Below are 23,465 nucleotides of genomic sequence, written 5' to 3' on the forward strand. Positions count from 1 at the left end.
ACGCGAGACGACCAGCCGCCGGCATGCATGCATCGCGAGCGGCTACGGGCACGCAGACGCGCGACGTCTGTCCTCATGGAGATTCCCGCGACGCCCTCATCCGCAGGGGCGACAGGTCTCAGCGCGCTTGTGCCGTCGGAGTCATGTCTGTCCGTTCCGGTTCGATCGAGCAACGCTACGTTGTCGTGTTTGCCGCTGGCAGTGACGGGTACGAGTCGCATGAGGGTGATCGTCTTGCCACGCCCTCGCGCGTCGGACCGCTGCCGACCAGCGTGCGGCGGATCCGAGGGCAACGCTGTGAGCCGCATTACTGCCGATCATGAGGCATGAGGGCAGAGACACTCATGAATGTCGTTCTGTGGATCGTGGCCGGAGTACTGGCTGCTGTTTTACTGGTCAGCACCTCCAAGATGTTCGTGCCCAGGGAGAAGTTGGCGTCGCTGGGCGGCGCTGCGGCGGAATGGGTTTTGGACTTTAGCCCTGCGGCCTTGAGGGCTATCGGAGTCCTCGAAATCCTGGGTGCGGCCGGCCTGATCCTGCCGGCCGCACTCGACATCGTGCCGATTCTGGTACCGGTGACTGCCACCTGTGTGGCGTTGTTGTTCGTAGGCGCAGTGATCATGCGCCTGGGCCGTGGCGAGAAGGCAACGATCGTGCCAGACCTGGTCTATCTCGCCATGGCCGTCTTTGTGGCCTGGGGCCGCTTCGGCCCCGAGTCGTTCGTGAACTGAGCCAGCCCGGTTTGTCTACACGTTTCGTCCTGCTGTGGACTTTCGAGAGCAGCTGGGCCGGCCTGAGTCGAAGGGGTGCAGACGATTGGAGCAGGTCTGTCATGAGCGCAGCAACCCACGCACGGCACGCCGTCACGATCGGGATCGGCCGCCCATGCTTGGCGAAGAGGAAGCGCCCAGACACATGGACGTAGCCGTCGCAGCGCGACACGTCGAGGCGCTCGGGCTCGACTCTGTATGGGCCGCCGACCTCATCATCGGAGCCGGTACGCCCGCGCCGGAGGCCAGCATCGCACTCGCGTCCGCGGCCACCGATCGGGGTCGGCATCGGTTTCGGCGTACTCAGCCTGCCGCTACGACCTCGCCTGGCTGGCTGCACAGGTGCAGGCGCTCCAGCACGTCAGCCGAAACCGCGTCCTGCTCGGGGCGGGCTCCGGCGGATGCGCCTTTCTGGCGGGCGATTGGCGTCGCGCGCCGGGACCGGGGCCGACGGACCGACGCCGCGCTCGCCGTCCTTGCCCGGCTCATAGCAGGCGAGCCGACCCAGTTAATGCATCAACCGGGTGAACAAATCGTCACGCCGGCGCCCGGAGCACCGGTACCACCCATCCTCATCGGCGGGAACTCCGACACGGCAATTCACCGACCCGCGAGCTACGGCGACGGATGGCTCCCCTCCCAGATCGCACCGCACACGCTGGCGGCCGGCGTGGCTAAACTGCGCCAACTCACGGCCGAACGCGTCGCCCAGTACGCCGCGGCCGGAGCGGACTGCGTGATCGTGTCGCCAGGCATCGGCTCGGTCGGTGCGCAGTGGATGCGTCAATGCGAACTCGTCGCACAAGCACGGGCAATGTTGACCTGAGGTCGCACCGCCGCTCAGCCGCGCGCAATGGATTCGACAGGCAGGACTCCCCAGCTCCGGGCCACCGGACGGGGCGGTGGCTGCAGACGACTGGTCGACTCACGACGTTAGTTACCAACTGGAGTCTTGACCTTGCCCTTGGGGCTGGTTGGATCCTGTCGGCATGAATACAGAACCGACCATTATCGAACGAGCCTCACAGCCGTACGTCGCGATCAGCGCGAAGGTCAGGATGGCGGAGATTGGCACGGCAGTGCCGCCGCTGAGTGAGGAGGTGTCCCGTTGGCTCGGGATGCATGGTGTGAAGTCGTCGGGGCCGGCGTTTTGGCGATATACGGTCATTGACATGAGCCGCTACCTCCAGATCGAGGCTGGCGAGCCGACCCAGGAGCCGGTCGGCGGCGATGAGCGGGTGCACGCGGGTGTGCTGCCTGCAGGGCGTTATGCCACGCTGCGACACATCGGCGCCCCGCAGACGTTGATCGACGCGACGGGCTCGCTGCTCGAGTGGGCCGACGGTCAGGGCTTGCGCTGGGATGTCTCGCCGTCGCCGGAGGGCGAGCGTTGGGGCTGCCGACTGGAGGTCTACCACACCAATCCGCAGGACCAGCCGGATATGAATAAGTGGGAGACCGAGCTCGCGTTCCGCCTGGCCGATTAGGTGGCCGAACCGCTGTTGACGATCGGCGTGTTCGCCCGCCGATCCCGTCTCTCGATCAAGGCGCTCCGGTTGTACAAGCGGCTGGGCCTGTTGCTGCCGGCGGAGATCGACCCACAGACCGGGTATCGCCGCTATCGTGAGAGTCAACTCTTCACCGCTCGGCTGATCGTCGGGCTGCGTCGGCTCGACATGCCGCTGTCCGAGGTGGTTCGGGTCATTTCCGTGGCCGGCGAGGTCGGTGCCAGTGTCCTCACCTCGTATTGGGAGTGGGTGGAACGCCGACTCGCCGCACAGCGCGAGTTGGCCGAGGAGTTGCGGCAGAGCCTGCTTTGGGGGGAATCCCGGTTCGCGACATTCGACATCCGCGAGCGCGACCAGCCCGAACAGATCGTGGTCAGCGAAACCTGCGCGGTCGACATTGCCGCGTTGACGGCAACCACCGCGGACATGACCGAGCAGCTGACGAGAAGCGCGGCTGCCCACGGTGGAGCGTCCGGCGAACGGTTCGTCATTTACCACGGGGAAGTGAACGAGGACAGCATAGGTCCCATCGAGATATGCATTCCGGTGACTACCGAGTCGACGGCGACCCGCCGCGAGCCGGCGCACCGGCAGGCGTACGTCTCGGTGACGAAGGCGCAGTTCGGGTGGCCGCAGATCCTGTCCGCGTATGACGCTGTTGAGCGGTGGATCGACCAGCACGGTCGGCGGCGCATCGGTTCGCCGCGCGAGATGTACCGTGCCGATTTCGACCCGGCATCAGCAGCGCCCACCGACGAGGCGTGCGACGTCATATTCCCGATCGCATAGGCCCGCCGCGTGCCGCATGAGTTGAGCCGCGCTTGGTCAGCCCGCGCCGGCGCGACACGGCTCGCTTGACGGGCATCCGGAGACTCTGGTTGCCGATAGCAAAGAAGGGGGTCGTACGGCACCGTTCAGCCAGACGCTCGGGACGGCCGACCGAGTCGGAGCAACGGGCCGGTCAATGCTGTTGTCGCGTGATGGGCGAGTTGCGTCTGTGGGGGCTTCGGGGATCATCTTGGTTTGTGGTTGTTGGACTGGTTTTCTAGCCATTCGGGCCAGATGCGGCGGGCGGTTTCGACCCGGAGGCGTCCGCCGAGGTGCATTGCGCGGGCCACGCCGCGGTAGCCCGGCAGGATGCCGGACGCGATCAGGATGTGCCCCGCCAGCACCGGGGTGATCAGGTACGTCGACCAGCGGTGCACCCGTTGCAACCAGACGAACCCGGACCCGCCGACGACGACGGTAAGCCCGACGCCACTCGCGACCAGGGCGGTCAGCAGGATGACGAGTACGACGTTCGCCACGCGCTGTCCGGGGTCGAAGTGGCCACGGTGGCGGGCGAATCGGCCGGTGAAGACAGCGGCCGGCCAGCGCGCGAACCAGCGCAGATCGCCACGGTCGGCCCGTACCGATTCCAGCGCGAACGTCCGGGCGGCGCGGAGGCCGACAGTGGTGCCCACCGTGACCAGACCGGTGAGCACCCAGCCCGCAATCGTGTGCAACATGGTATCGGGAGTCCTGGTGAGCCGGGCCAGGATGCTCGGTCGGCCTTCTTGCCCGGTGCGCAACCACCACCCGGTGGCGAGTAACACGAGCACGACGACGTACACGGCCGCGTGGTACCACCGAGTCCGCCGGTTGTAGCGCATAACTGTCTGCCGGCAGGCGCCGGCGGGATGACGCGCGTGCCATGGTCGACCGTTCCCCTGGTTGCGCAGGCGGTCCCGGATGCGTCCGGCCACGACGTCAGTATCCGTTCCCGTTGCCCGGCTGGGGCGACAGTGTGTCGGTGGATGTCGGCGCCGGGCTTGGTGCCGGGACGCTTCCGCTGCCGAGCTCGACCGGGATCTGCGTCTCGGCACCGGCGGCCGAGTGGTTCGCGTTCCGCAGCGAGATGTGGATGACGTGCTTGCCCGGGGCGAGGCCAAGCGGCTTGCCGGTCAAGGTGGCCTTCATGCCTGGCGAAACGGTCGCGGTGTCGGACTCGACGACGAGGTAGTTCTCCGAGTCGTTGTCGAGCCAGAGATGCACATGATTCTTGCCGGATTCGGTCGGTCCGAGCGGCACGCCGGCTTTGACCTTCACGGTGAATGGAAGGTTGACTTTTGCGTCGTTGGCCGGCTCGGTGATCGAGATCGAAGAGCCGCCGCCGGCACCGGCGTCGTCTTGGTTGCTGCAAGCAACCAAGACGACCGGGATCAGGAGCGTTGCAGCGGCCGCACCGGCTCGCAGCTGTCGGATGTTCCTCATGGACTTTCTCCTTTGTCTGTTCATCGATGGGGTACTGCGAGTCGCGCCAGGACCCGGTCATCAGCGGTGACGATGTCGAACCCACTCAGTTGCGTGGCTGGAATCGCTGTGGTTGCGGGAATGTCCGCGGTACCGCGATAGCTCGCCACCCAGGTGGCGGTGACCTCGGTACGACCGGCCTTGGTGCGCGAGATCAACGAGCAGCGCTCGCCCGGCGCAACGCCGGCCAGCTTCAACCGGAGACCGGTCTTGGCGCCTCGGGGAGTCATGGCGAGCGTGGCGGTGACGCGTGTGTGCGGATCGACGGTCTGCATTGTCGAGCCCGCGTTCATCGACCCGGGAACGTGCGCTACTGCGGTTGTGGCGCCGATGACGGCGAGCACCATGGCGGCCGCGGCGAGCCACCGCTGACGCCGAGCGGTCGTGCCGGCGGTCTGCCGGATTCTGTGTTGTGCGATGAGTCGTTCGATCTCTTCGGTGGGGAGCTTGTCCAGCGAGGCAGGAATCCAGGCGATCTCCTCGAGTGCGTCGCGGCACTGCACGCAGTGGTCCAGGTGCCTGCGGACGTCCGCATACTCCTCCGGCTCAAGGCCTCCGAGGACATAGGGCCCGAGGTCCGTCACTGTCGGGCAGGTCATGATCCGTCCACCCCGCGTTCGTTCAGCGCGCGCAGTCCGCACCGACCTCTCGACCGGACCGTGCGGACGGGCAGCCATGCCCCCACAGGGGCTTCGTGGACGATGCCCTCGCCAAGCAAACGGTCGCAGGAGCCCGCGTGCTCGTTCAGTAGCCGCACGCCACTCATACCAAGCACTACGCAGGCCGCTCGCCCCAGGTTCAATGATGAGCGCGCCGGGCCGGCCGAGAACACGGCGCGGGCATGACCCGGCGTCCCTCTGTCCGCGATTAGGTCCGCCAGTGTGCGATGGATGCCCTGGGCATCGGTTCGATGCTCGGACTGAACACCGTATCGAGCCGGCCGATCATTACTGCGGTTACCTGAACTTCCTCACTGACCGGAATGCTGCCCACGGTTCAGTGCGGAAGCGTCGTCTGCACAGCCGACCAATCGGACCTGGCGGTACGAGGAGGCATGCGGGCTTCTCAACCTTGTACAGAGAAGTACTTCAAGGCGTGAACCGCACGGTCGACGCGGGCGAGTCCACGGGCGAGCGGTACGCGCCGGCGACGGACGCGACGGCCAGTGCGACGCATGCCGCGGCGAGGATCGGGAGGATGCTGGGACCGGACCAGGTCAGTGCGGCACCTCCTGCGCAGGCGGCGCTCGAGACTGCGAGGTAGACGATCGAGCTGTTCAGGCCGGTGAGCAGTGGTGCTGTGGCTGGGTTGATTGTGACGAGCCGGTGGGACTGTACGACTGGCATGCTCCAGGCGCTCAGGCCCCAGATGGTCATGGCAACAGCAGCAGCAGGCAGCGAGGTGCGCGTCCAGGACAGGATCGCCATGTTGCCTCCGGACACCAGCAGGGCGATGAGACCGACGCGGTGGGGGCCCCAGCGATCCACGGCCTGTCCTGCGAGGTGGTTGCCGACGAGCCCGCTGACGCCGTACATGACGAGAAGGGCCGTCAGGACTGCCTCCCGATTGCCGGCCGCCGGCTGCAGGACGACCGCTATGTAGGTGTAGACCACGTAATAGCCGGTGAACGCTGCGAAGCTGGTGATGAGCACCCGCAGTACGCGCAGGTCGCGGACAACTATCAGCCGCGCTTTCATGCTGGGTGCCGGACTGGATGGGCGGGACGCGGGGATTGTGCGCGCGACGCCGATTGCGGCTGCCACGCCGAGGGCTGCGACGAAGAAGAGCGTCGTACGCCAGTGGCCGGCCGCTGCGATCAAGAGACCGAGCGGTGAGCCCAGTGCGGTCGCGAATGACAGACCGCCGACGACGATGGCGAGAGCGCGGCCGCGTCGTTCTGGGGGAACCAGTTCGCTTGCCGCTGCCATGGCCGTGGGTGTTGCCAACGAGCCCGCAGTTCCAGCGGCGGCCCGGCTGACAAGTAGCCAGGCCAGGGTAGGGGCGGCGGCCGTCGCCAAGTTGGCGGCGACGAACGTACACAGACCGACGAGCAGAACCAGGCGTCGGGGCCAGCTGGCGATTAGAGCCGCCATCACGGGAGCGGCGATCGCGTACGCCAGTGCGTAGAGCGTCACCATCTGGCCTGCGGAGGCGACCGAGACGTCGAGAGACTTCGACACCAGTGGCAACAATCCCGCCGTCACGAAGCCATCCGTGCCAACTGCGAATGAGACAGCGGCCAGTGAGAGCGAGGCTTGCCGCGAGTTTCGTGGGGTCACCGTTCGAGTCTGTCGAGCTGTAGCTGCCACCGCCTCAGCATCGGACGCCAGACCCTTGTCGTTGCGCGCATGCACGTTCGTGAGAGCGGTTGCGCGGCCGCGTTCCGGGTATCGAAGCTTTGGACCGGCAAGGATCGCGGTTGGCATCGAGGCGGCGATCGCGCAGAGTGGAGGGATGAACTGGCAGCCGATCGCGGTGCCGGGGTTTGTCGCGATGCATGTACGTCGTGAGGGCCGCGGCGCGGACAGCGTGACGATGGCCGATGTCGGACCGATGCGGGTGATCGATTCCCACAACGGCCCGGGCGAGGCGGTGCGGGACTCGCGGGACATCCGCTCGGACGACGACGAGCGGTACGCGTTGTTCGTTCAGGCGGATGGCATGTCGATCGGGGAGCAGGACGGCCGGACGGCGCGATTCCGGCCGGGAGATCTGGGCGTGGTCGATCTGTCCCGGCCGATGCGATGCAAGTACTCGTCGCGTCGGGTCATCCTCGTCACGTATCCCAAGCTGCTCAGTCCGCTGCGAACGAGTGAGATCGATCCGTTCATCGGTGCGCGGATTTCTGGCGAGGCGGGTACCGCGGCCTTGGTATCGGGCCTGGTCCGCCAGTTGCCCCAGCACCTTGATGCCGACGACGGCGCGTCCGGTGCGCGGATCGGCGGTGCAGTACTCGACTTGATCCACGCCGGTCTGGCCGCCAAGGCCGATCGGCCTTCGGCGGTGTCACCGGAGATACACCGCCGCGAACTGCTGGTGCGATGCCGTGCGTACATCGAGCAGAACCTTGCCGACAAGACTCTCTCGCCGGCCGGCGTCGCCGCGGCTCACCACATCTCACTGCGCTTCCTGCATCGGCTCTTCGAGCCCACTGGCCAAGGCGTTGCTGAGCTGATCCGGCGGCGCCGGCTCGACCGAGCGCGCCGCGACCTGCTCGATCCGGAGCAGTGCGGTCGTCCGGTGGCCGCGATCGGGGCGAGCTGGGGTCTGGCCGATCCCGGTCATTTCAGCCGCGCCTTCAAGCGGGAGTACGGTCTTCCGCCGGGCGAGTTCCGGGCGGCGTTCTCGTCTGTCGCGGAGCGGATGGACGGATGACGACGTACGCACCGGTCTCAGTCCGAGGTAGCGGACCTTGCCAGATCGCAACCACCGAGCACTTCCTCGGACCCGCCGTCGCCGTAGACGCCGACACCAGAAGCTGGAGCGTGCCCCATTTCAAGCGCTGAGTGCTCTCCGGGCATCACTGATCAGCCGGGAGGGCGCCGGCTGGACCGAGGACGACGTCACCGAGTTCGGTGGTCACGGCCATGAAGAGGTCGAGGTCCATCTCGTGGAGGGCGTCGCGAGTCGAGCCGGGGTAGCGGAGCGGGCGATCAGTTCGGCGAAGCCGGCCGGGGTCGAGATGTGCAGGGCGTGGCAGCCGATCGGCCCGCTGCGGATCGCGTGCGGGACGTGCGTCGGGATCCGGTAGTAGTCACCGGACCGGAGCTCGACGAACTCGTCGCCCGCCCACACACTCAGGCCACCTGACACCACCCACAGGCGTTCCTCGTACCGGGTGTGGAGATGCAACGGCGTCATCTCGCCGGCCGGCTGCCAGGTATCACTCAGATCGTGCCTGCCACCAGTCTCCTCGCCCGTGGCCAGGATCGTTGCCCGGAGCCCCTGTCCGAGCACGTAACTGCGGTCGCCGATGTCGGTCATCTCGTCGCCTCTCGCTGGGGGGTCTGTCCGCGACCGTAACCAGCAGGCTCGTGCGGCAGCAGTTCGTCGACCGGACCGTGCGCTCGATGTCAACGCCTGTGCGCTCAAGACCCATTCAGCCGGGTGGCAGTCTCGCGGGCGGTCACCAGGAAGCTGGGGAGAGCTGGATTGGTGTTGTCCGCTGACCACGCCAGCTGGAGCGTGAGCTGATGACCATCGACTGGGACGAAGTGGACGCCCTCGACCGATACAGCGCCGTACGACGCGGCAACAATCGTTATGCCGAGGCCTGCGGCGACGAGACCGAGGGCGGAGATGCCGCTGGCCTCCTGGACGATCGACGGACTGAAACCGGCCGCGCGACAGGCCGCGATGAACTCGTCGTACGCGAGCACAGATCGATGCCGCGGAAAGAACACGAACGGTTCATCAGCTAGTTCGGACAGTTCGATCCGATCGCGCCGTACCAGCCGATGACCGGCAGCCAACGCCACGAGCACCGGCTCGGTGAGCAACGGGTGCAGCTCTATGCCGGCGGGCGCGGCGGAGGTTCGCAGGAAACTGACATCGGACCGCCCGCTCGCCAGCGCCGCCAACTGCTCGTCGTCGAAGCTCTCGACGATCCGGACCCCGACGTCCGGATGCGTGGTGCGGAACGCGCGCACAATCGCCGGTAACTGCCCGAGCGCCGCCGATGGAAGTATCGAGATCGCCAGCTCACCCCAGGTCCCCGCGGCCGCATGCTTGGCCAGCCGGATCGCGCGGTCGGATTCGGTCAATGCCCGCCGAGCCAGCTCCAGAACCGCTCGCCCGGTCGGGCTGAGAACGACCCGGCGGCTGGTCCGGTCGAACAGCCGGACACCGAGGGTTCGTTCCAGATCGCGGATCTGCCGTGACAAAGCAGGCTGGGTGATGCGTAGGCGCTCGGCGGCCCGGCCGTAGTGCAACTCGTCCGCGACCGCAGCGAACGACCGCCACAACCGGGCATCGACATCCATGCATTCACGTTATCAATCCCCGCTGGATCAGCCTTGGACATCATCCATCGGAGGCGTTTGGCTGGATCCGAACAGCATGCGAAATACCGAGGAGGACCTGAGCCGTGATGCCCACACGCCGCGCCGTGATCTCGAGCGAGGACGAACAGACGGCGATCTGGTTTCTCGGCGTTCTGTCCCAGATCCGCATCAGCAGCGAACAGACCGCTGGTGCGTTCTCGCTCACCGACAACCTCGCCCGCCGCGGCAGCGGGAGCCCGGTCCACATTCATGACGATGAGGACGAGACCCTGTTCGTGCTCGACGGCGTACTCCGGGTCTTTGCCGGCGAGGAGGACCACACCGCGACGGCTGGTACGGTCGTCACGCTCCCGAGACGGCTTCGCCACGCGTACGTCGTCACTTCGCCGACCGCCCGCTTCCTGACCCTGCACCTGCCTGGCGGGTTCGAGAGGTTCGCAGCGGAGGTCGGACAGCCGGCCGAAGCCCTGACCCTGCCACCCGAATCGACCGAACGCCCCGACCTCGCCGAGGTGAGGCGAACAGCCGCCCAGCACGGCATCACCATCCTCGCCCCACCACCCCTGCCCTGACCCCCTATTGTTGGCGTCGCCAACGAAATAGCACAAAGCGCTCACGCGATTTCTGGGTCGCGCGAGCGGGCGAGCTCGGTCGGGGTCCGGCCGGTGCCGTCATGGTTTGCGGGCGAGGACTGCGCCGTTCGCGCCGGGAGCCTCGAACGACACCATCTGGACGTCGACGAACCCGGTGGCGTGGAGCCATCGCTCGTACTCCGCCGCGGTGTAGTTGCGACCCGCCGCTTCCACCAGCATGTTCAGGCTCATCAAGGCGGCCGCAGGTGGCCCGGTCTTGTCGTCGTTGACCAGCAACTCGCTGATCACGATCCGCCCGCCGGGAGGCAAAGCCGCAAAGCACTTGCGCAAGATCGCCAGGTCCTGCTCGGGCGTCCAGTCGTGCATGATCATCGACAGCAGCATGACGTCGTACCCTGCTGGGAGTTCGGGATCGGCGAGGAAGTCGCCCGGGCTGACCGCGATCCGGTCCTGCGAGCCTGCTGCCACGACCTTCGTCGCGGCGATCTCGCAGACCGGTGGCAGGTCGAACACCGTTGCCCGCAGGTTGGGGTAGCGCCTGCACAACTCGATGTCGTAGGCCCCGGACCCGCCGCCGATGTCGAGCAGGGCGGTGGAGTCGGACAGGTCGACGTGTACGCCGAGTTCGCGCGCGGTAAGCGTCGACAGCGAGTGCATCGCCTCCCAGAACAGGGCCAGCAGTTCAGGGTCCTCGCTGTCGAACAAGTGCGCTTGCTCATCGGGATTCCAGCTCGTCGGCCGGTTGGTCCGCACCGCCTCGGTCAGTCTGCCCCACGCCGGGTAGAGCCGGCGGTCGAGCATCCGCACCCACCCGCCGAAGTTGTACTGTTTGTCGGGAACGAGATACTCCTCAGCCAGTGCGCTGTTGACGTAGCGCCCGTCGCGGCTTTCGAGCAACCCGATGGACGCGCACGCGGTCACCAGCAACTCGACGGGCCGAAGTTCGAAGCCCAGCAGCTCGGCAAGTTCGTCGACGGTTTGACCGTCGGTGCCGGACAGACGCGCGAAGAGGTCCAGTTCTTCTGCAGACGCGAGCGCCTTGAAAGACCAGAAGCCGATCGACAGCTGCATCAGCGGCAGCGACGAGACCGTGGCGAGGTCCTGTTCGGCATCGCGCGGCTCTGCCGCTGCATTCGTCCCGGTCGGAGCGGCCTGATCGCGGGTGTTGTGCATGAATTCTCCTTGCTCACGTCGTACGAAGCTCGGAATTCACCGTCGTCCGAGCAGCTGCGTCGATCAACGCCGACCACGGCCACGCAGAACGTCCCCGAAAGGATGCTCTCGCAGGTCTTCGCGAGGGATCTTGGCGATGCGGAGAAGGTTCCTGTTCTACTGATACCGATGGTCTACCGATGCCATCAGCAGGGCGATCCACAGGTGCTTCTCGCGGCTAGTTGCGGTGTCGGTTCGGCGTCAGAGGTTTGTGGAAGATGAGGAATTGGCAGGGTGTGGCGAGTTGAGGTTGCAGGTGTGCTGCGACGTGCTCGAACGGTTCGGTTCTGACGACCTGGTAGCCCAGGTGCGTGTACCAGGCGCGGAGGCGCCGCTTGCCCTCGTGCTCCCGCGTCGTCGGGACGAGTACTTCGAGTTGCATGATTGTCGTGCCGCGCTCGCCCATCAGCTGCTCGGCGGTGCGTACGAGCTCGCCTCCGATGCCCTTGCCCCACAGCTGCGGTGCGGCCGACACGAGCCCGAGGTCTGCCGTGTCCGCGTCCAAGGGGCGCACGTACGCGCACCCGACCAATCGGCCTCCGAGTGTGGCGGCCAGAACGCCGCCGCTGCCGATCGCGTCCGCCATCTCGGCCGGCACGGTCCTGGTGGCGCCATCGCGCCACAGACCTGCCTCGCCAACTGCGTAGGCTCCGTTGACGAGGTGGACCAGTTCGTCCACGACGGTCTGGTCGCGGGCCTGCTGGGCATCCAGAAACCTGACCTCAGGCGTGGTCACGGTGTACAAGTCGGCCATGGCAACCACCGTGCCACGAAACGATCAATCTTCCCAATACAAGGATCGGAACGTACTTAGAAGCAATTGCGATAGATTGCGCAGATGGAGCTGAGGCAGCTGCGCTACCTCGACGCGATCGCTCGCCGTCGATCGTTCACCAGCGCCGCGCAGGAGTTGCATGTCGCGCAGTCGGCCTTGTCGCAGCAGGTGCAACGACTCGAACGCGAGTTGGGCGTCGAACTGCTGCGCCGAACCACCCGCCGCGTCGAGGTCACCGACGCGGGGGAGGTCGTGCTCGCCCGAGTACGGCGGACGCTCGCCGAAGTGGACGGCCTACGGGCCGATCTCGATGCGATCTCCGGGCTGATGCGCGGCCGACTGCGTCTCGGCGGCGTCCCGCCCATCGGTGACCTCCACCCCGCCGTACTGGTCGCCGAGTTCACCCGCGCCCATCCCGGAGTCAACGTCACCGTGCACGAGGACGTCGCCTTCGCGCTGCTCGGCCAGCTCCACGACGGCACTCTCGACCTGGTCATCGCCCTCGTCGCCCACGAGGCCCACGACGCACTCGATGGAGTCCGGCTGCTCGACGACGAACTCGTGCTCATCACCGCTCCGCAGCACCGGCTCGCACGGGCCAAGCACGTGCGTGTCGACCGCCTGTCCGGGGAGCCGGTGGTCGCCTACGGTTCCGGGTCGGCGTTGCGCGACGTGCTGACCGGCTTGATGCCCGACAGCCGGATCGTTGCCGAAGCCAACGACCAGGTGACGATCCGCGAACTCGTCGCCGGCGGGCTCGGCGTGTCGCTGATGCCCCGCTCGGTCGTCGCCGCACACGACGCAAGCCTCGCGATCCGCCCGCTCACCCCGCGGCAGACGGTGCCCATCTCGCTGATCTGGCGTGCCGGCGAACGCCCCACACCCGCCGCAGAGGCATTTCGTGCCCACGTGCTCGCCGCCGTGCACTCCGGCCGCACCGCGCCGCGACGCGCCTAAGGATCGCGGATCATGAAGGGATATCTGCTCGGCGTGTCACGGTGCTGCGCGTAGAGCTCGCCATATCCCTCGGCCTCGGCTTCTTCGAGGGCATCGCCGGCGGCTTCGGCCTCGAAGAGGTCCGCCTGGTCGCCGTCGCCGTCGCCGTACGAGGTGTCGTCCCACACCTGGACGAACCGGCCGTACGCCGCTGGGCTGCGTCGGATTGCCAGGTTTCGTTGTTCGGCCTGGAACCGGATGTAGGAGCTCTTCGGTCGCTTCTTCGGTTGTGGCGCCATCAAGCCTTGGCGGGTCAGTGTGCGAGCGAGGGTGCTGATCGAGACGGTGACCTGGTGACGCTCCAGATGCCAGCCGATCGTGTCCGGACCCGCGTCGAGGCTGGACTCGACTCGTTGCTCGCGGACTGTGATGATCAGGTCGACCGTCGACTGTGATGTCGCGGTCGGGCTGTTCTGGGCCGGCGCGACCGTGGCTCGAACGCCGCTTCGCCCTCGGCGCGGTACCGGGTCAGCAGTTCGTAGATGTACGGACGGGCAACGCCGTACTCGGCAACGCTACGTCCTTCGATCTCGATCGCGGTAACAACCAGCCGGGCTTTCGACACACCCGCAGCCTCAACACCGTCCCGCTCGGACTCTCAGATTCAGTCCGGTAGGTCTTGAGAGATCTGTCCGGTATGTCCTGAGGGAGCACGCCCTCGCCGGGCTCCACGATCAGCAGGTATGTCCTTGTCTGCACTATCGTCAAGCGCGAGGGCTCACTGTCGCCGGACCCTGACGCGTGTTCGCGGTTGTTCGGTGCGCAGTCGGTGCCGGGCCTCCTCGCTGGTCCCGGCGAGCTGCTGTTCGGGGTCTCCACCAAACGGCCGAAGGCAGCGACGTTATGGTGTCGCTGCGGCGGCGATCGCGCGTGCCTCGAGGTTGCGGTGCTCGGAGTCGGTCAGGCGTGGCTCGATCAGCGGTGCGAGCAGGTCCTGCCAGCGGGCCTGCTCCTCGGCGTGCCCGGCGCGGAGAGATTCCGGACGCTCAGCCACCCCAAGGGCATCTACGTGCAGGGCCGCTGGAACGCCATCCGCCTCCTGCACGCACCCTTCGGCAGGCGTGCCGACACCCTTCTCAACTTCTTCCTCCGCTGACCGCCGTCTCCGGTCTCCGCCGACACTGACCCACACCACTGCCGAAACGGAGCGACAGCTCATGTCGACCGACACGCCAACAGAAACCGTCATCCGCGGCTCGTGCGCCTGCGGCGCGAACACCTTCGAAGTGACCGCAGGGGTTCGGATGCAGCGGTTCTACTGCCACTGCCTGTACTGCCGGCAGTTCATGGGAGGGCCCTACACCGACGTCACTTTCGTGCGCGCCAAGAACGTCGTGATGCACGCCGACCACGCGACCTTCGTCAACCCGAAACTGCTGCCCCCGGGCTTCGCCCACGGGCGAGTGTCCCGGTTCGGCAACCCCGACAAGGGACGCTTCGCCAAATGCGCGCGCCTCAATCGCGCCCACTGCGACGAATGGGGCGGGCCGTTCATCGAAACCATCGCCGGACCGTGGGGAATGGTGTTCATCCCCAGCATCAACTTCGCCGACCAGGACGTACTACCGCCCGTGCAGCGCCACATCTACTACCGGCGGCGCGAGCAGGATGTCGCCGACGAACTGCCCAAGCACCACTACTTCGCCAGCAGCCAACTCGCGATCTACAGAATGCTCAGCGGACTTTTCCGTCGGAGCTGACCACGTCCAGCCGGCGTGGCTCTGCTCCACCAGTACCGACGCGAAGCCGAAGCTGCGCTACACCGCCGGACCCCTGGCCGGACGCGCCACCATCCTGCGCCGCCTCGATCCTGCCGGCATCTTCGACCAGCAGCTCGCAAACCTGCTGGCCGTCACCGACCAGTTCCGCCTGGAGGGGTCCGGTCAGGTTCGCGACTTCCTGGCCTTGGCATTCACGGCGGTCGAGGACGTCCGCTTCCACACCACGACCGGCGAGGGCGACGCGTACTCGGTCTTCTACCGGGCGCAGCTGGGATCCCAGCCATTCGAGGACGCGCAGCTGCTGCGGCTCGACGACGAGGCACGCATCAAGGAGATCACGCTCTTCGCACGTCCGATGCCGGCCCTCACCGCTCTGATGCTCACCGTGGGGCCGAAGCTCGCCCGCCAGCAGGGTCGCCGGGGCCTCGCGGCGCTTATGCGCGCCAGTGCCTGGCCTGTACACGCGATGGTCTCCTTCGGGGACCGCCGCGTGGTCCCGCTGACCCGGCCGGCAGCCCAGCGGACCTGATGATGGAAAAGTAGTTCTGTGCGACGCTCAGCCCTGCCGGCTGGGGTGCCGGTGCGCAACTGGGTGTCGGTTCGGGGGGATGCCGTTGACCGACCTGCCGGGGAAGTGAGAAGGAGGCATGGACGCAGCCGCGCGTGCCCGAGAAAGCTCTGCGGCTGTTGCTGAGCGGTCTCGCGGTTGCCATCGGGGGCCTGTATGCGGTTCAGATGCTGGCCTGAGGTTGTCCGGGCAGGCTGAACGGTGGTCAGCGGCTTTGGTGCCGAAGCGCCGGCATACCGAGGCTGACGGACCGCCGAGTCTGGACGCGTTTGCTGCGCAGGAACGTCGAAGTCAGATCGATGCCTTCGACCTCACCTTTCCAGCCGCTGGCGGCGGCATGGTCGCGGCGCTGGACCAGGTCGGCTTCGAGCTCGTCCAGGCGCGGGAGCACCATCCACGGCAACGACGACTGTCCGCCAGCCGACACAGCACCAACCCGAGGAAGGGCCACGCGCCCCTCTATCACCTCACTGTACGAACACAGGTCCCAAGTAACCACGCCGCAGACTGCTCATGAAGACCTGGGTACGCCTCTGCGAGGTGCCGTGCGGCCTCTGGGTTGCGCGCCCTCCGCGCGACGTGGCCGTTCATCGTTGTGCTGGTGAACGCGTGGCCGGGCTGGTCAGCGATCTGCCTCGACGTTTGCCCAGCTTCGAGGACCGTCGCTGTCGTCTTCCGGAAGACGTGGGCCGTAATCCATACCAGCTCATCCGCTGGCCGGCTTCGACGACATCGCGCCCGGCACCGTTTCCCACCATCCTGATCACCCGCGCCACCACCACCCCACCCGCCCTGACTCTGCGCGTTCACTCACTGAGCTTCGTCTACGATTCGTTGCCGCGGGTACCGGGGCGGCATGGATCAGAGCAGCAGCCCGGTGCTGGAGGCCCTCGCCGATTACCACGGCCGGGACTATGCGAACTTCTGCCCGCCGGGTCACAAGCAAGGTTTGGGTGCCGACGATGCCGTACTGCGGACTCTGGGAGCCGACGTGTTCCGCTCAGACGTCCTGGCCACCGGGGGCCTTGACGACCGGATGAGCCGGGGCGAGGTCGTCCAGCAGGCGCAGGAGTTGATGGCCGACGCTGTCGGGGCTGAGCACGCGTTCTTCTCGACGTGTGGAAGCTCGTTGTCGGTGAAGAGCGCGATGATGGCGGTCGCGGCGCCGGGGGAGTCGATGCTGATCGGCCGGGACGCGCACAAGTCGGCAATTGCTGGGCTGACCCTGACCGGGATCGAGCCGATCTGGGTTCGGCCGCGGTGGGACACCGAGCTTCATCTGGCGCATCCGCCGTCGCCGGAGGCTTTCCACCGTGCCTTCGACGAGCATCCGGAGGCGGTCGGTGCGCTGGTGACCAGTCCGTCGCCGTACGGCACCTGTAGTGATCTCGAGGCGATCGCCGAGGTGTGCCACCTGCGTGGGAAGCCGTTGATCGTGGACGAGGCGTGGGGCGCGCACCTGCCCTTCCACGACGACCTTCCGACGTGGGCGATGGATGCCGGCGCGGACGTCTGTGTGGTGTCGATCCACAAGATGGGCGCCGGCTTCGAGCAGGGCTCGGTTTTCCACCTGCAGGGCGACCTGATCGATCCGGTCCGGTTGAGCCACTGCGCTGATCTGCTGTCGACCACGAGTCCTAACGTGTTGTTGTACGCCGCAATGGACGGCTGGCGGCGACAGATGGCGTTCCACGGCCAGGAACTGCTCGGAGCCGCGCTGAAGCTTGCTACCGCGGCCCGGGCCGAGATCGACAACCTGCCAGGACTCGATGTCCTGGAGGACCGCCTGGTCGCGAAGGAGGCGTCCCACGACCTGGACCGGTTGCAGATCATGGTCGACACCCTGGAGGCCGGCATCTCCGGCTACCAGGCATCCGACTGGCTCCGAGCGGAGCGCGCGATCAACGTGGGACTCGCCGATCACCGGCGGATCATCGCCCAGTTCACGTTTGCTGACGACCAGAAGCAGGCCGATCGGTTGATCTCCGCGCTGACCGATCTGACCCGGGCGTCGCTGCCCGAACCGAAGTCCGTCGTGCTGCCAACGCCGCATGATCTCGAACTCGAGCAGGTGCTGTCACCCCGCGAGGCCTTCTTCGCCGCGCAGGAGACGGTACCGGCAGAGGAGGCCGTGGGCCGGATCGCTGCCGAGCAGGCCACGCCGTACCCGCCCGGCATCCCGGCCATCCTGCCCGGGGAGCGCATTACGCGGGGCGTCGTCGACTACCTCCGATCGGGTGTCGAGGCGACGATGGTTGTCCCCGACGCGGCCGACCCGTCGGTCAGGACCATCCGCGTCGTGCGCTAAGCGCCGAGACTGCGGGCTCAGGTGCTGGTACGGAACTTCGGTAGCACGGCGCGGATGATGACGACGTCTTCTTCGTCGATGCCGGGTGGGATGGTTCCTGTGAGTTGCTGGGCGCGCATGAGCGGGCCGAGTGGTCCGCTCACGCGTTCTCGTACGTCGACGTCCACGAGACCGGTCTGTTGCAGGCGGTACAGCGTTGCGTCGACGCCGATGAGCGAGGAATGCACGAGGAGTAGGACGCCGCCGGGACGGAGGTGGGCGGCAGCGCCGGCGCAGATCTCGTCGAGGACGATCCGTCCGTCGTTTCCTGCTTCCCAGGCTCGGGATCGGCCGGATCGGGGTACGCCGGGCCTCGCCGAGGGGACGTACGGAGGGTTGCTCACGATGAGGTCGAACCGCTCGCCGTGTACGGGCGCGAAGGTCTGCCCACGGAGCGTCCGGACCCGCAGGCCGTAGCGGATCGCGTTGAGCTGGACGGTGAGCAAGGCGCGACGGGAGACGTCTGTCGCGGTCGTGGCTGCGCCACATTGAACCGCGGTGAGGGCGAGAACCCCGCTGCCGGTGCAGAGGTCGAGGGCTGTTGCGGTCAGTCCGAGGGTTTCTTGGCGGATGGCTTCGGCGAGCATCCAGGAGTCGGAGATGGGCGCGAAGACGCCGGGCAGGGTCAGGAGCCTCATGGAACGAACACCTCTGCGAGCCAAGTGAGGACTGCGGCCGGGCCGAGCGTCCGCACGAGCTGACATGCCGGCTGTTCGAGCTTGACTCTCGGATCGGCGCCAGCCGGGGGCTGACCGGGGTCAAGAGGGACGTCGAACACGAAAGCTCCTTTGCCGTCGCCGAAAGGGGACCGGCGCGGTACCCGCCGCCATTCCCCGGAAACCCCGTACGCGTGTTTCGCATCCAGCCGCCCGGACTGCCGAGCGATCCGCCCGCCTCGTCGTCAGCTCCCGAGATCGATCGAACGCAGTGTTCGGAGTGTGCGGCCGATCTGTTCAGCGGCCGACGGATCGTGAAGCCGACGGTTCTTCCACCCGCCGGGATCTGTAACCTTGCGAGCGGCGCCGGTTGTCGGGTTCTGGCCGCTGGTAGAGACCCCCGACGCCAATCCGCAGGCCTGGGACGGTAGCGCAAACCTCCGCCAGCGTGACAAAGTCCAGACAAGCCATGCGGTCTGGCTGTCAGACTGTGGCGTTGCCGGCACTAGCCGGATTCGATCGGAGGAGCTCATCGTGAACTCGCGACCGCGTGACACCGATCTGATCGACTTGATGACCGAGGTCGCGACCACACTCCTGGTGCCGATCGACCTGGACGAGGCGCTGAGCAGGATCACTCACAGCGTGGTCGATGCGGTCCCAGCCATCGACCACGCCAGCATCTCGGTCACAACCCGCCGGGGCGAAATCACCACGCTGGCGCCCACCGGTGCGCTGCCGCTCAAGGCCGACGAGTTGCAATACGAACTCGGTGAAGGCCCCTGCCTGGAGGCGGCCTTGTCCGAGCCGGTGGTCCAGGTCGACGACCTGGCCACAGACCAGCGCTGGCCGGCCTACGGGCCCAAAGCCGCAGCACTCGGGCTCGGATCCCAGCTCGCCTTCCAGTTCGACGCCAAGCCGCACGCCCGAGGCGCGCTGAACCTGTACGCCGACCGGCCGCACGTCCTCGACGTCGAAAGCCGCCAGCTCAGTGCCATGTTCGCCACGATGGTGGCCGTCGCGATGGGCTGGGCCCAGCACGACCAGACACTGGCCAACGCCTTGGCCAGCCGCGGCCTGATCGGGCAGGCGATCGGAATCCTGATGGAGCGCTACCGCCTCGATCCCGACAGGGCGTTTGCCTTCTTGGTCCGGACCTCCCAGGACGGCAACATCAAACTCCACACAGTTGCCGAGCGCCTCGTCGCCGACACCATCCGCAACGCTGAGTGATCTCCGAACCGGATTGTCTGTGCACGCGAATCTTCGAACCGGCGCGACCCACAGTGACCACTACGGCCTGTGCGTCGACTTCGCGGAGGAAGACGCCCTGCCCGCCGGCCACCGGAGATCGATCGTGAACGGCAACCGGCCGATCATGCCCATCCAGCTGTCTACAACTTGGTTCTCACACCGGGTTGGGTCGAGAGATCCTTGAACTGCTCGGGCATGCTGCCGTCCATCGCAGTCTTTCCCTTGCCGCGACGGCCGAGCGGCAGCACCGTCCGTCCAAGAGCGTCCTCGAGCTCGGAAGCGAACGCGGCATAGATCGCGAGCAAGAACAAGACGAGTCCGATAACCCCGCCGGTCCGCTCCCAGCCCTGGCTACCGGTCAGTTCGTAGACCGCGATCACCAGGAAGCGGATCGCCGCCAGCAGGAAGACGCCGGCGGCAACGAGTTTGCTGATCGAGGCGGTTGCTGAGGTCAACAACATCGCGGTCGCGGTGAAAATGAGGAACAATCCGAGCGCATGGCTGGTCCGCCCAGGAGGCGAGCGAAACAGGATCAACCCGGTCACCGACCAAGTCAGCGCCAGGATCGCCATCGCCGTGGCTACCGTTCCGTCGCGGCTCAGAAAGCTGAGAATCGAGGCAAGCGCCTGTCCGAGGAACGCAAACCCGAGGAGCGCCAGTGCAACGTTCTTACCTTCGGTCGGTGCGATCCAGCCCAACTGCAGACCGGCCAGAACAAGACTCGCCGCCGCCAGTGAGTAGAGGCCGATCGGTAGCGGCGCCCCAACAGGCCTGACGACGATCCTGACGCATTCTTGAGAGAACTCCGCTGGGCCGGCCTCCGCCGGCGTCTCGAGTCCTGGTCGAGTCACAACCATCTCCTCATGCTCAGCCGACACGTCCCGGCGACCCGACCGGTACCCGGGTGAGAGACGGTAAAACTGTGCCCGCACGCGGATCCCATGTTGCGCGAGTCGGAGAACGCCGGCATCGCGCTCAAGCATGCCGACGGTGGGTACCGGCCGGACATGAACGCATCACGACTGCCTCGTCTGGACAGCACCGCAGTACTGATGGCGGAGGGGTATGCCTGGTTGCCGGGCCTGTTTCGCCGCACCGACGGCCACCTGGTTCGGGCACGGTTGATGGGGCGGCCTGCTGTCGCTCTTCGCGGCCCCGACGCAGTTCGGTTCTTCTACGACGAGGCCCACATCCGCCGGGGCGGTGCTCTTCCAGAGCCTGTGCGAGGGACGCTGTTCGGCAAAGGCGCTGTCCATGGCCTCGACGGTGAGACCCACCGCCTGCGCAAGGCGATGTTCGTCTCACTTCTGACTGCCCCGGACGCTGTGGCGGCGTTGGTGGAGCAGGTGGCGGAAGCCTGGGACGACGCGGTGACCGGCCGGCAGGGCCGAATGGTCCTCTTCGACGAGGTCAGCAAGGTGCTGACGCTCGCCGTCTGTCGTTGGTCCGGCATCCCGGTGGACGAGTCCGAGGCTTCTGCTGTCGCAAGGGACCTGGTGTCAATGATCGACGGCTTCGCCACGCTCGGTCCACGACACTGGCGGGCACGTCGCGCGCGCGGCCGTAGGGAGCGATGGCTCGCCGATGTGGTGAAGCGGGTGCGCTCCGGCAGTTGCGTTCCGCCGGTGGGATCGGTCCTGGATGTGGTGTCGGCTCATCGGGGCGCTGACGGCCGCCTGCTCGAACCGCGGATCGCCGCGGTGGAGTTGCTGAACATCATCAGACCAACTGTCGCGATCTCGTGGTTCGCCGTGTACGCCGCACATGCGCTGTACCGCTGGCAAGAGTGCCGCGATCGGCTCCGGACCGGCGATCCCTCCTACGGGGCGGCGTTCGTGCACGAGATCCGGAGGTTCTACCCGTTCGCACCGTTCGTTGGTGGCATGACCGTCACGGACCTCGACTGGCAGGGCGAGCCGATTGCGGCGGACTGCATGGTCTTCCTCGACCTGTACGGACAGAACCACGACAAAGGGCTGTGGGGCGATCCCTACGCGTTCCGGCCGGAACGGTTCCTGGAGCGACCGGTGGAGCGCGACGAACTGGTCCCGCAGGGTGGAGGGGATCCGAGCACCGGTCATCGGTGCCCGGGCGAGGCGGTCACGATCAGAGTCCTCGAGGCGCTGTGCCGGCGGTTGGCGAGCCTGGAGTACGCCGTACCGCCTCAAAACCTCTCGATTTCGCTGCGCCGCATTCCCGCCAGGATCGCCAGCGGGTTCGTCATCATCCTGGGGAAATAGCCCTTGTTCTGGCGATCACCTGTGCAGGACGTCAGCAGGTTATCGAGTCAGCTTTGGTGAGCTGAAGAGACCTGGCCGAGTCCGGCCATGGCTACGGCGAAGGTATGTCCGGCGCTACCGAAAGGTGGATCAGGAGAACCCGCGATGATGCGGTCCTGTGCCCTGAGCGGAGTTTGCAGCGGCCCGGCTCGGGCACTCGCGGGGTATCGGATGAGTCGGCCGAGAAAGGATGATGACATGACGACGGCACGGGAACTGATGACGCCTGGTGCGGAGTGTGCCGGAGAGAACGAGACGCTGGTCGAGGCGGCGCGCAGGATGCGGGACCTGGATGTCGGAGCGCTGCCGATCTGTGGCGAGGACGACCGGTTGAAGGGCATGCTGACCGACCGCGACATCGTGGTGAAGTGTGTGGCCGACGGCGGTGACCCGGGGAAAACGACGGTCGGCGCGTTCGGTACGGGCAAGCCGGTGACGATCGGAGCCGACGACAGCATCGAGGAAGCGCTGCGAACGATGGAGGAACACCAGGTCCGCCGGCTGCCGGTGATCGATGGTCACAAGCTCGTCGGGATGCTCGCGCAGGCCGACGTGGCAAAGGCCGCCCCGAGCAAGGCGGGCGAGACGGTAAGCGAGATCTCCCAGGCGACTTGAGGGCCGCCGATGGTACTGCGGGTGCGTCCGGGGGACCTGGACGCACCCGCAGAACCGCCGTATCCATGGCCGGCGATCCCAATCACCAGCAACAGCGCCGAAGGCATCTCGTCGGGCGGTACAAAGCCGCCTCGATCTCGCCCCCGCCTTTCTCGATGCCAGTGCTCCCCGCACCGGCCTGCCGCTGAGATCGCGGTGACTATCTGGCGCACCACTAGCGCTGTGGTCAGGCTGAGACCGCTAGTTGGAGTTGGGTGATGAGGTTGTGGAGGAGGCGGGAGACTTGCATTTGGGTGACGCCGATTTCGGCTCCGATCTCGGCTTGGGTGCGGTGGTCGACGAGACGGCCGTGGAGGACGTGCCGGTCGCGTGCTGGAAGCTGTTTGACAACTGGCAGGAGCGAGTAGACCTGGTCGACGAGCTCGTAGGTGTTGCAGCGGTCGCTAGGAACTGTCCTTGGGTTCGGGCTTCGTCGGTGCCGCGGGGTGCGTCGAGGGAAGTGGGCTGGAAGCATCCGTGGGCTTGGTCGGCTTCGACGAGTCGCTGACATGGACGTCGAGTTCGTGGCGAGTTCGTGGTAGGTCGGCCAGCGGTTGTGCTGGGTTGCCAGTTGGGTTTGCAGGCGGTTGATCTGGAGGTAGTGCTGGGTGCCGCCTCGGATGGTCGGTAGGGCGTATGAGCGGAAGTCCGAGTTGTGCGTCGGGAGGTAGTTTCTGAGTGCTTTCATGAGGTGTTCGTAGGCGATCTGCTCGAGGTCGTCACGATCGATGCCGCGGCCGCCGTATCGGGCTGCGACTGTTTGTGCGAGGGGGGACGGCGTTGCCGTCCTGTCGTCGCAGCTTCGTCGGTGTAGCCAGATTTACCGGAGGGTGTGGA

The 23,465-nt window shown here is 66.6% G+C and carries 28 protein-coding genes; 13 read left to right on the top strand and 15 right to left on the bottom strand.

What is annotated here, in order from left to right:
- Window positions 1–344 precede the first annotated feature (344 nt).
- The 4 genes from AB0E69_RS33480 (at window position 345) to AB0E69_RS33495 (ending at window position 3,067) form a co-directional block, all read left to right on the top strand.
- Window positions 345–731 (top strand): DoxX family protein, encoded by a 387-nt coding sequence (locus AB0E69_RS33480; protein ID WP_360155485.1) that lies wholly within the window; start codon window positions 345–347, stop codon window positions 729–731.
- 184 nt (window positions 732–915) lie between these two features.
- Window positions 916–1,596, top strand: coding sequence for an LLM class flavin-dependent oxidoreductase (locus AB0E69_RS33485; RefSeq protein ID WP_360155488.1), 681 nt, complete (start codon window positions 916–918; stop codon window positions 1,594–1,596).
- A gap of 163 nt (window positions 1,597–1,759) precedes the next feature.
- A complete protein-coding gene (locus AB0E69_RS33490; RefSeq protein ID WP_360155491.1) occupies window positions 1,760–2,257 on the top strand; it encodes a GyrI-like domain-containing protein in 498 nt (165 codons plus the stop codon).
- Window positions 2,258–3,067 (top strand): MerR family transcriptional regulator, encoded by an 810-nt coding sequence (locus AB0E69_RS33495; RefSeq protein WP_360155494.1) that lies wholly within the window; start codon window positions 2,258–2,260, stop codon window positions 3,065–3,067.
- Window positions 3,068–3,291: 224 nt separating this feature from the next.
- Here AB0E69_RS33495 and AB0E69_RS33500 read toward each other — a convergent pair whose 3' ends face one another.
- The 4 genes from AB0E69_RS33500 to AB0E69_RS33515 form a co-directional block, all read right to left on the bottom strand.
- Window positions 3,292–3,930, bottom strand: coding sequence for a cytochrome b/b6 domain-containing protein (locus AB0E69_RS33500; RefSeq protein WP_360156205.1), 639 nt, complete (start codon window positions 3,928–3,930; stop codon window positions 3,292–3,294).
- Window positions 3,931–4,027: 97 nt separating this feature from the next.
- Entirely contained in the window at window positions 4,028–4,531 is a 504-nt protein-coding gene (locus AB0E69_RS33505) for a hypothetical protein (protein ID WP_360155497.1), read from the bottom strand.
- A gap of 20 nt (window positions 4,532–4,551) precedes the next feature.
- Window positions 4,552–5,169 (bottom strand): zf-HC2 domain-containing protein, encoded by a 618-nt coding sequence (locus AB0E69_RS33510; protein ID WP_360155500.1) that lies wholly within the window; start codon window positions 5,167–5,169, stop codon window positions 4,552–4,554.
- A 489-nt stretch (window positions 5,170–5,658) separates the two neighbouring features.
- Window positions 5,659–6,996 (bottom strand): MFS transporter, encoded by a 1,338-nt coding sequence (locus AB0E69_RS33515; protein WP_360155503.1) that lies wholly within the window; start codon window positions 6,994–6,996, stop codon window positions 5,659–5,661.
- 28 nt (window positions 6,997–7,024) lie between these two features.
- Between AB0E69_RS33515 and AB0E69_RS33520 the strand changes: the two genes are divergently transcribed.
- Window positions 7,025–7,945 (top strand): helix-turn-helix domain-containing protein, encoded by a 921-nt coding sequence (locus tag AB0E69_RS33520; RefSeq protein ID WP_360155506.1) that lies wholly within the window; start codon window positions 7,025–7,027, stop codon window positions 7,943–7,945.
- Between the two features lie 204 nt (window positions 7,946–8,149).
- On the opposite strand, the gene AB0E69_RS33525 is transcribed toward AB0E69_RS33520, so the two are convergent.
- The gene (locus AB0E69_RS33525) at window positions 8,150–8,554 is read right to left on the bottom strand and encodes a cupin domain-containing protein (protein WP_360155509.1); all 405 of its coding nucleotides are present in this window, start codon (window positions 8,552–8,554) and stop codon (window positions 8,150–8,152) included.
- Between the two features lie 104 nt (window positions 8,555–8,658).
- Window positions 8,659–9,552 carry a LysR family transcriptional regulator gene (locus AB0E69_RS33530; RefSeq protein WP_360155512.1) on the bottom strand — a complete coding sequence of 298 codons (894 nt, stop codon included), beginning with the start codon at window positions 9,550–9,552 and terminating at the stop codon, window positions 8,659–8,661.
- A 107-nt stretch (window positions 9,553–9,659) separates the two neighbouring features.
- Between AB0E69_RS33530 and AB0E69_RS33535 the strand changes: the two genes are divergently transcribed.
- Window positions 9,660–10,145, top strand: coding sequence for a cupin domain-containing protein (locus AB0E69_RS33535; RefSeq protein ID WP_360155515.1), 486 nt, complete (start codon window positions 9,660–9,662; stop codon window positions 10,143–10,145).
- A 99-nt stretch (window positions 10,146–10,244) separates the two neighbouring features.
- Here the strand turns inward: AB0E69_RS33535 and AB0E69_RS33540 are convergent, their stop codons facing one another.
- Complete coding sequence (locus AB0E69_RS33540) at window positions 10,245–11,339, bottom strand: methyltransferase (RefSeq protein WP_360155518.1); 1,095 nt, start codon at window positions 11,337–11,339, stop codon at window positions 10,245–10,247.
- Between the two features lie 217 nt (window positions 11,340–11,556).
- Window positions 11,557–12,132 (bottom strand): GNAT family N-acetyltransferase, encoded by a 576-nt coding sequence (locus AB0E69_RS33545; RefSeq protein WP_360155521.1) that lies wholly within the window; start codon window positions 12,130–12,132, stop codon window positions 11,557–11,559.
- Between the two features lie 84 nt (window positions 12,133–12,216).
- On the opposite strand from AB0E69_RS33545, the gene AB0E69_RS33550 reads away from it, so the two are divergent.
- The gene (locus AB0E69_RS33550; RefSeq protein WP_360155524.1) at window positions 12,217–13,110 is read left to right on the top strand and encodes a LysR substrate-binding domain-containing protein; all 894 of its coding nucleotides are present in this window, start codon (window positions 12,217–12,219) and stop codon (window positions 13,108–13,110) included.
- Here the strand turns inward: AB0E69_RS33550 and AB0E69_RS33555 are convergent.
- The 3 genes from AB0E69_RS33555 to AB0E69_RS33565 all read right to left on the bottom strand — a co-directional run bounded on the left by AB0E69_RS33555 (window position 13,107) and on the right by AB0E69_RS33565 (window position 14,143).
- Complete coding sequence (locus AB0E69_RS33555; protein ID WP_360155527.1) at window positions 13,107–13,388, bottom strand: hypothetical protein; 282 nt, start codon at window positions 13,386–13,388, stop codon at window positions 13,107–13,109. The genes AB0E69_RS33550 and AB0E69_RS33555 overlap by 4 nt on opposite strands.
- A gap of 134 nt (window positions 13,389–13,522) precedes the next feature.
- Complete coding sequence (locus tag AB0E69_RS33560; protein WP_360155530.1) at window positions 13,523–13,714, bottom strand: helix-turn-helix domain-containing protein; 192 nt, start codon at window positions 13,712–13,714, stop codon at window positions 13,523–13,525.
- 276 nt (window positions 13,715–13,990) lie between these two features.
- Window positions 13,991–14,143 carry a hypothetical protein gene (locus AB0E69_RS33565; protein ID WP_360155533.1) on the bottom strand — a complete coding sequence of 51 codons (153 nt, stop codon included), beginning with the start codon at window positions 14,141–14,143 and terminating at the stop codon, window positions 13,991–13,993.
- Between the two features lie 163 nt (window positions 14,144–14,306).
- Between AB0E69_RS33565 and AB0E69_RS33570 the strand changes: the two genes are divergently transcribed.
- Together AB0E69_RS33570 and AB0E69_RS33575 are read left to right on the top strand one after the other, a co-directional pair.
- The gene (locus tag AB0E69_RS33570) at window positions 14,307–14,849 is read left to right on the top strand and encodes a hypothetical protein (RefSeq protein ID WP_360155536.1); all 543 of its coding nucleotides are present in this window, start codon (window positions 14,307–14,309) and stop codon (window positions 14,847–14,849) included.
- A complete protein-coding gene (locus tag AB0E69_RS33575; protein ID WP_360155539.1) occupies window positions 14,758–15,399 on the top strand; it encodes a hypothetical protein in 642 nt (213 codons plus the stop codon). The genes AB0E69_RS33570 and AB0E69_RS33575 overlap by 92 nt, the downstream gene beginning before the upstream one ends.
- Window positions 15,400–15,643: 244 nt before the next feature.
- On the opposite strand, the gene AB0E69_RS33580 is transcribed toward AB0E69_RS33575, so the two are convergent.
- Window positions 15,644–15,865: a hypothetical protein gene (locus tag AB0E69_RS33580; RefSeq protein ID WP_360155542.1), complete on the bottom strand. Its 222-nt coding sequence runs from the start codon at window positions 15,863–15,865 to the stop codon at window positions 15,644–15,646.
- A 429-nt stretch (window positions 15,866–16,294) separates the two neighbouring features.
- On the opposite strand from AB0E69_RS33580, the gene AB0E69_RS33585 reads away from it, so the two are divergent.
- A complete protein-coding gene (locus tag AB0E69_RS33585) occupies window positions 16,295–17,746 on the top strand; it encodes a hypothetical protein (protein ID WP_360155545.1) in 1,452 nt (483 codons plus the stop codon).
- A gap of 17 nt (window positions 17,747–17,763) precedes the next feature.
- On the opposite strand, the gene AB0E69_RS33590 is transcribed toward AB0E69_RS33585, so the two are convergent.
- Entirely contained in the window at window positions 17,764–18,423 is a 660-nt protein-coding gene (locus tag AB0E69_RS33590; protein WP_360155548.1) for a methyltransferase, read from the bottom strand.
- A 552-nt stretch (window positions 18,424–18,975) separates the two neighbouring features.
- On the opposite strand from AB0E69_RS33590, the gene AB0E69_RS33595 reads away from it, so the two are divergent.
- The gene (locus AB0E69_RS33595; RefSeq protein ID WP_360155551.1) at window positions 18,976–19,674 is read left to right on the top strand and encodes a GAF and ANTAR domain-containing protein; all 699 of its coding nucleotides are present in this window, start codon (window positions 18,976–18,978) and stop codon (window positions 19,672–19,674) included.
- A gap of 161 nt (window positions 19,675–19,835) precedes the next feature.
- On the opposite strand, the gene AB0E69_RS33600 is transcribed toward AB0E69_RS33595, so the two are convergent.
- On the bottom strand, window positions 19,836–20,678 hold the full coding sequence (locus AB0E69_RS33600) for a GPR1/FUN34/YaaH family transporter (RefSeq protein ID WP_360155554.1): 843 nt from the start codon (window positions 20,676–20,678) through the stop codon (window positions 19,836–19,838).
- On the opposite strand from AB0E69_RS33600, the gene AB0E69_RS33605 reads away from it, so the two are divergent.
- The gene (locus tag AB0E69_RS33605; RefSeq protein ID WP_360155557.1) at window positions 20,637–21,935 is read left to right on the top strand and encodes a cytochrome P450; all 1,299 of its coding nucleotides are present in this window, start codon (window positions 20,637–20,639) and stop codon (window positions 21,933–21,935) included. The two genes, AB0E69_RS33600 and AB0E69_RS33605, sit on opposite strands and share 42 nt — an antisense overlap.
- 237 nt (window positions 21,936–22,172) lie before the next feature.
- Entirely contained in the window at window positions 22,173–22,589 is a 417-nt protein-coding gene (locus tag AB0E69_RS33610; protein ID WP_360155560.1) for a CBS domain-containing protein, read from the top strand.
- Window positions 22,590–22,815: 226 nt separating this feature from the next.
- On the opposite strand, the gene AB0E69_RS33615 is transcribed toward AB0E69_RS33610, so the two are convergent.
- Window positions 22,816–23,448, bottom strand: coding sequence for a sigma-70 family RNA polymerase sigma factor (locus AB0E69_RS33615; protein WP_360156208.1), 633 nt, complete (start codon window positions 23,446–23,448; stop codon window positions 22,816–22,818).
- Between the last annotated feature and the right edge of the window lie 17 nt (window positions 23,449–23,465).

The organism is Kribbella sp. NPDC026611 (assembly GCF_040638345.1).
In the GTDB taxonomy this organism is placed as follows: Bacteria; Actinomycetota; Actinomycetes; order Propionibacteriales; family Kribbellaceae; genus Kribbella.

Bases quoted from the DNA above. Each gene is read 5' to 3' on its own strand.
- AB0E69_RS33480 (WP_360155485.1), top strand. From the start codon at position 345: ATGAATGTCGTTCTGTGGATCGTGGCCGGAGTACTGGCTGCTGTTTTA.
- AB0E69_RS33485 (WP_360155488.1), top strand. From the start codon at position 916: ATGGACGTAGCCGTCGCAGCGCGACACGTCGAGGCGCTCGGGCTCGAC.
- AB0E69_RS33490 (WP_360155491.1), top strand. From the start codon at position 1,760: ATGAATACAGAACCGACCATTATCGAACGAGCCTCACAGCCGTACGTC.
- AB0E69_RS33500 (WP_360156205.1), bottom strand. From the start codon at position 3,930: ATGCGCTACAACCGGCGGACTCGGTGGTACCACGCGGCCGTGTACGTC.
- AB0E69_RS33505 (WP_360155497.1), bottom strand. From the start codon at position 4,531: ATGAGGAACATCCGACAGCTGCGAGCCGGTGCGGCCGCTGCAACGCTC.
- AB0E69_RS33510 (WP_360155500.1), bottom strand. From the start codon at position 5,169: ATGACCTGCCCGACAGTGACGGACCTCGGGCCCTATGTCCTCGGAGGC.
- AB0E69_RS33515 (WP_360155503.1), bottom strand. From the start codon at position 6,996: ATGCCAACCGCGATCCTTGCCGGTCCAAAGCTTCGATACCCGGAACGC.
- AB0E69_RS33520 (WP_360155506.1), top strand. From the start codon at position 7,025: ATGAACTGGCAGCCGATCGCGGTGCCGGGGTTTGTCGCGATGCATGTA.
- AB0E69_RS33525 (WP_360155509.1), bottom strand. From the start codon at position 8,554: ATGACCGACATCGGCGACCGCAGTTACGTGCTCGGACAGGGGCTCCGG.
- AB0E69_RS33530 (WP_360155512.1), bottom strand. From the start codon at position 9,552: ATGGATGTCGATGCCCGGTTGTGGCGGTCGTTCGCTGCGGTCGCGGAC.
- AB0E69_RS33535 (WP_360155515.1), top strand. From the start codon at position 9,660: ATGCCCACACGCCGCGCCGTGATCTCGAGCGAGGACGAACAGACGGCG.
- AB0E69_RS33540 (WP_360155518.1), bottom strand. From the start codon at position 11,339: ATGCACAACACCCGCGATCAGGCCGCTCCGACCGGGACGAATGCAGCG.
- AB0E69_RS33545 (WP_360155521.1), bottom strand. From the start codon at position 12,132: ATGGCCGACTTGTACACCGTGACCACGCCTGAGGTCAGGTTTCTGGAT.
- AB0E69_RS33550 (WP_360155524.1), top strand. From the start codon at position 12,217: ATGGAGCTGAGGCAGCTGCGCTACCTCGACGCGATCGCTCGCCGTCGA.
- AB0E69_RS33555 (WP_360155527.1), bottom strand. From the start codon at position 13,388: ATGGCGCCACAACCGAAGAAGCGACCGAAGAGCTCCTACATCCGGTTC.
- AB0E69_RS33570 (WP_360155536.1), top strand. From the start codon at position 14,307: ATGTCGACCGACACGCCAACAGAAACCGTCATCCGCGGCTCGTGCGCC.
- AB0E69_RS33575 (WP_360155539.1), top strand. From the start codon at position 14,758: ATGTCGCCGACGAACTGCCCAAGCACCACTACTTCGCCAGCAGCCAAC.
- AB0E69_RS33585 (WP_360155545.1), top strand. From the start codon at position 16,295: ATGGATCAGAGCAGCAGCCCGGTGCTGGAGGCCCTCGCCGATTACCAC.
- AB0E69_RS33590 (WP_360155548.1), bottom strand. From the start codon at position 18,423: ATGAGGCTCCTGACCCTGCCCGGCGTCTTCGCGCCCATCTCCGACTCC.
- AB0E69_RS33605 (WP_360155557.1), top strand. From the start codon at position 20,637: ATGTTGCGCGAGTCGGAGAACGCCGGCATCGCGCTCAAGCATGCCGAC.
- AB0E69_RS33600 (WP_360155554.1), bottom strand. From the start codon at position 20,678: ATGCTTGAGCGCGATGCCGGCGTTCTCCGACTCGCGCAACATGGGATC.
- AB0E69_RS33610 (WP_360155560.1), top strand. From the start codon at position 22,173: ATGACGACGGCACGGGAACTGATGACGCCTGGTGCGGAGTGTGCCGGA.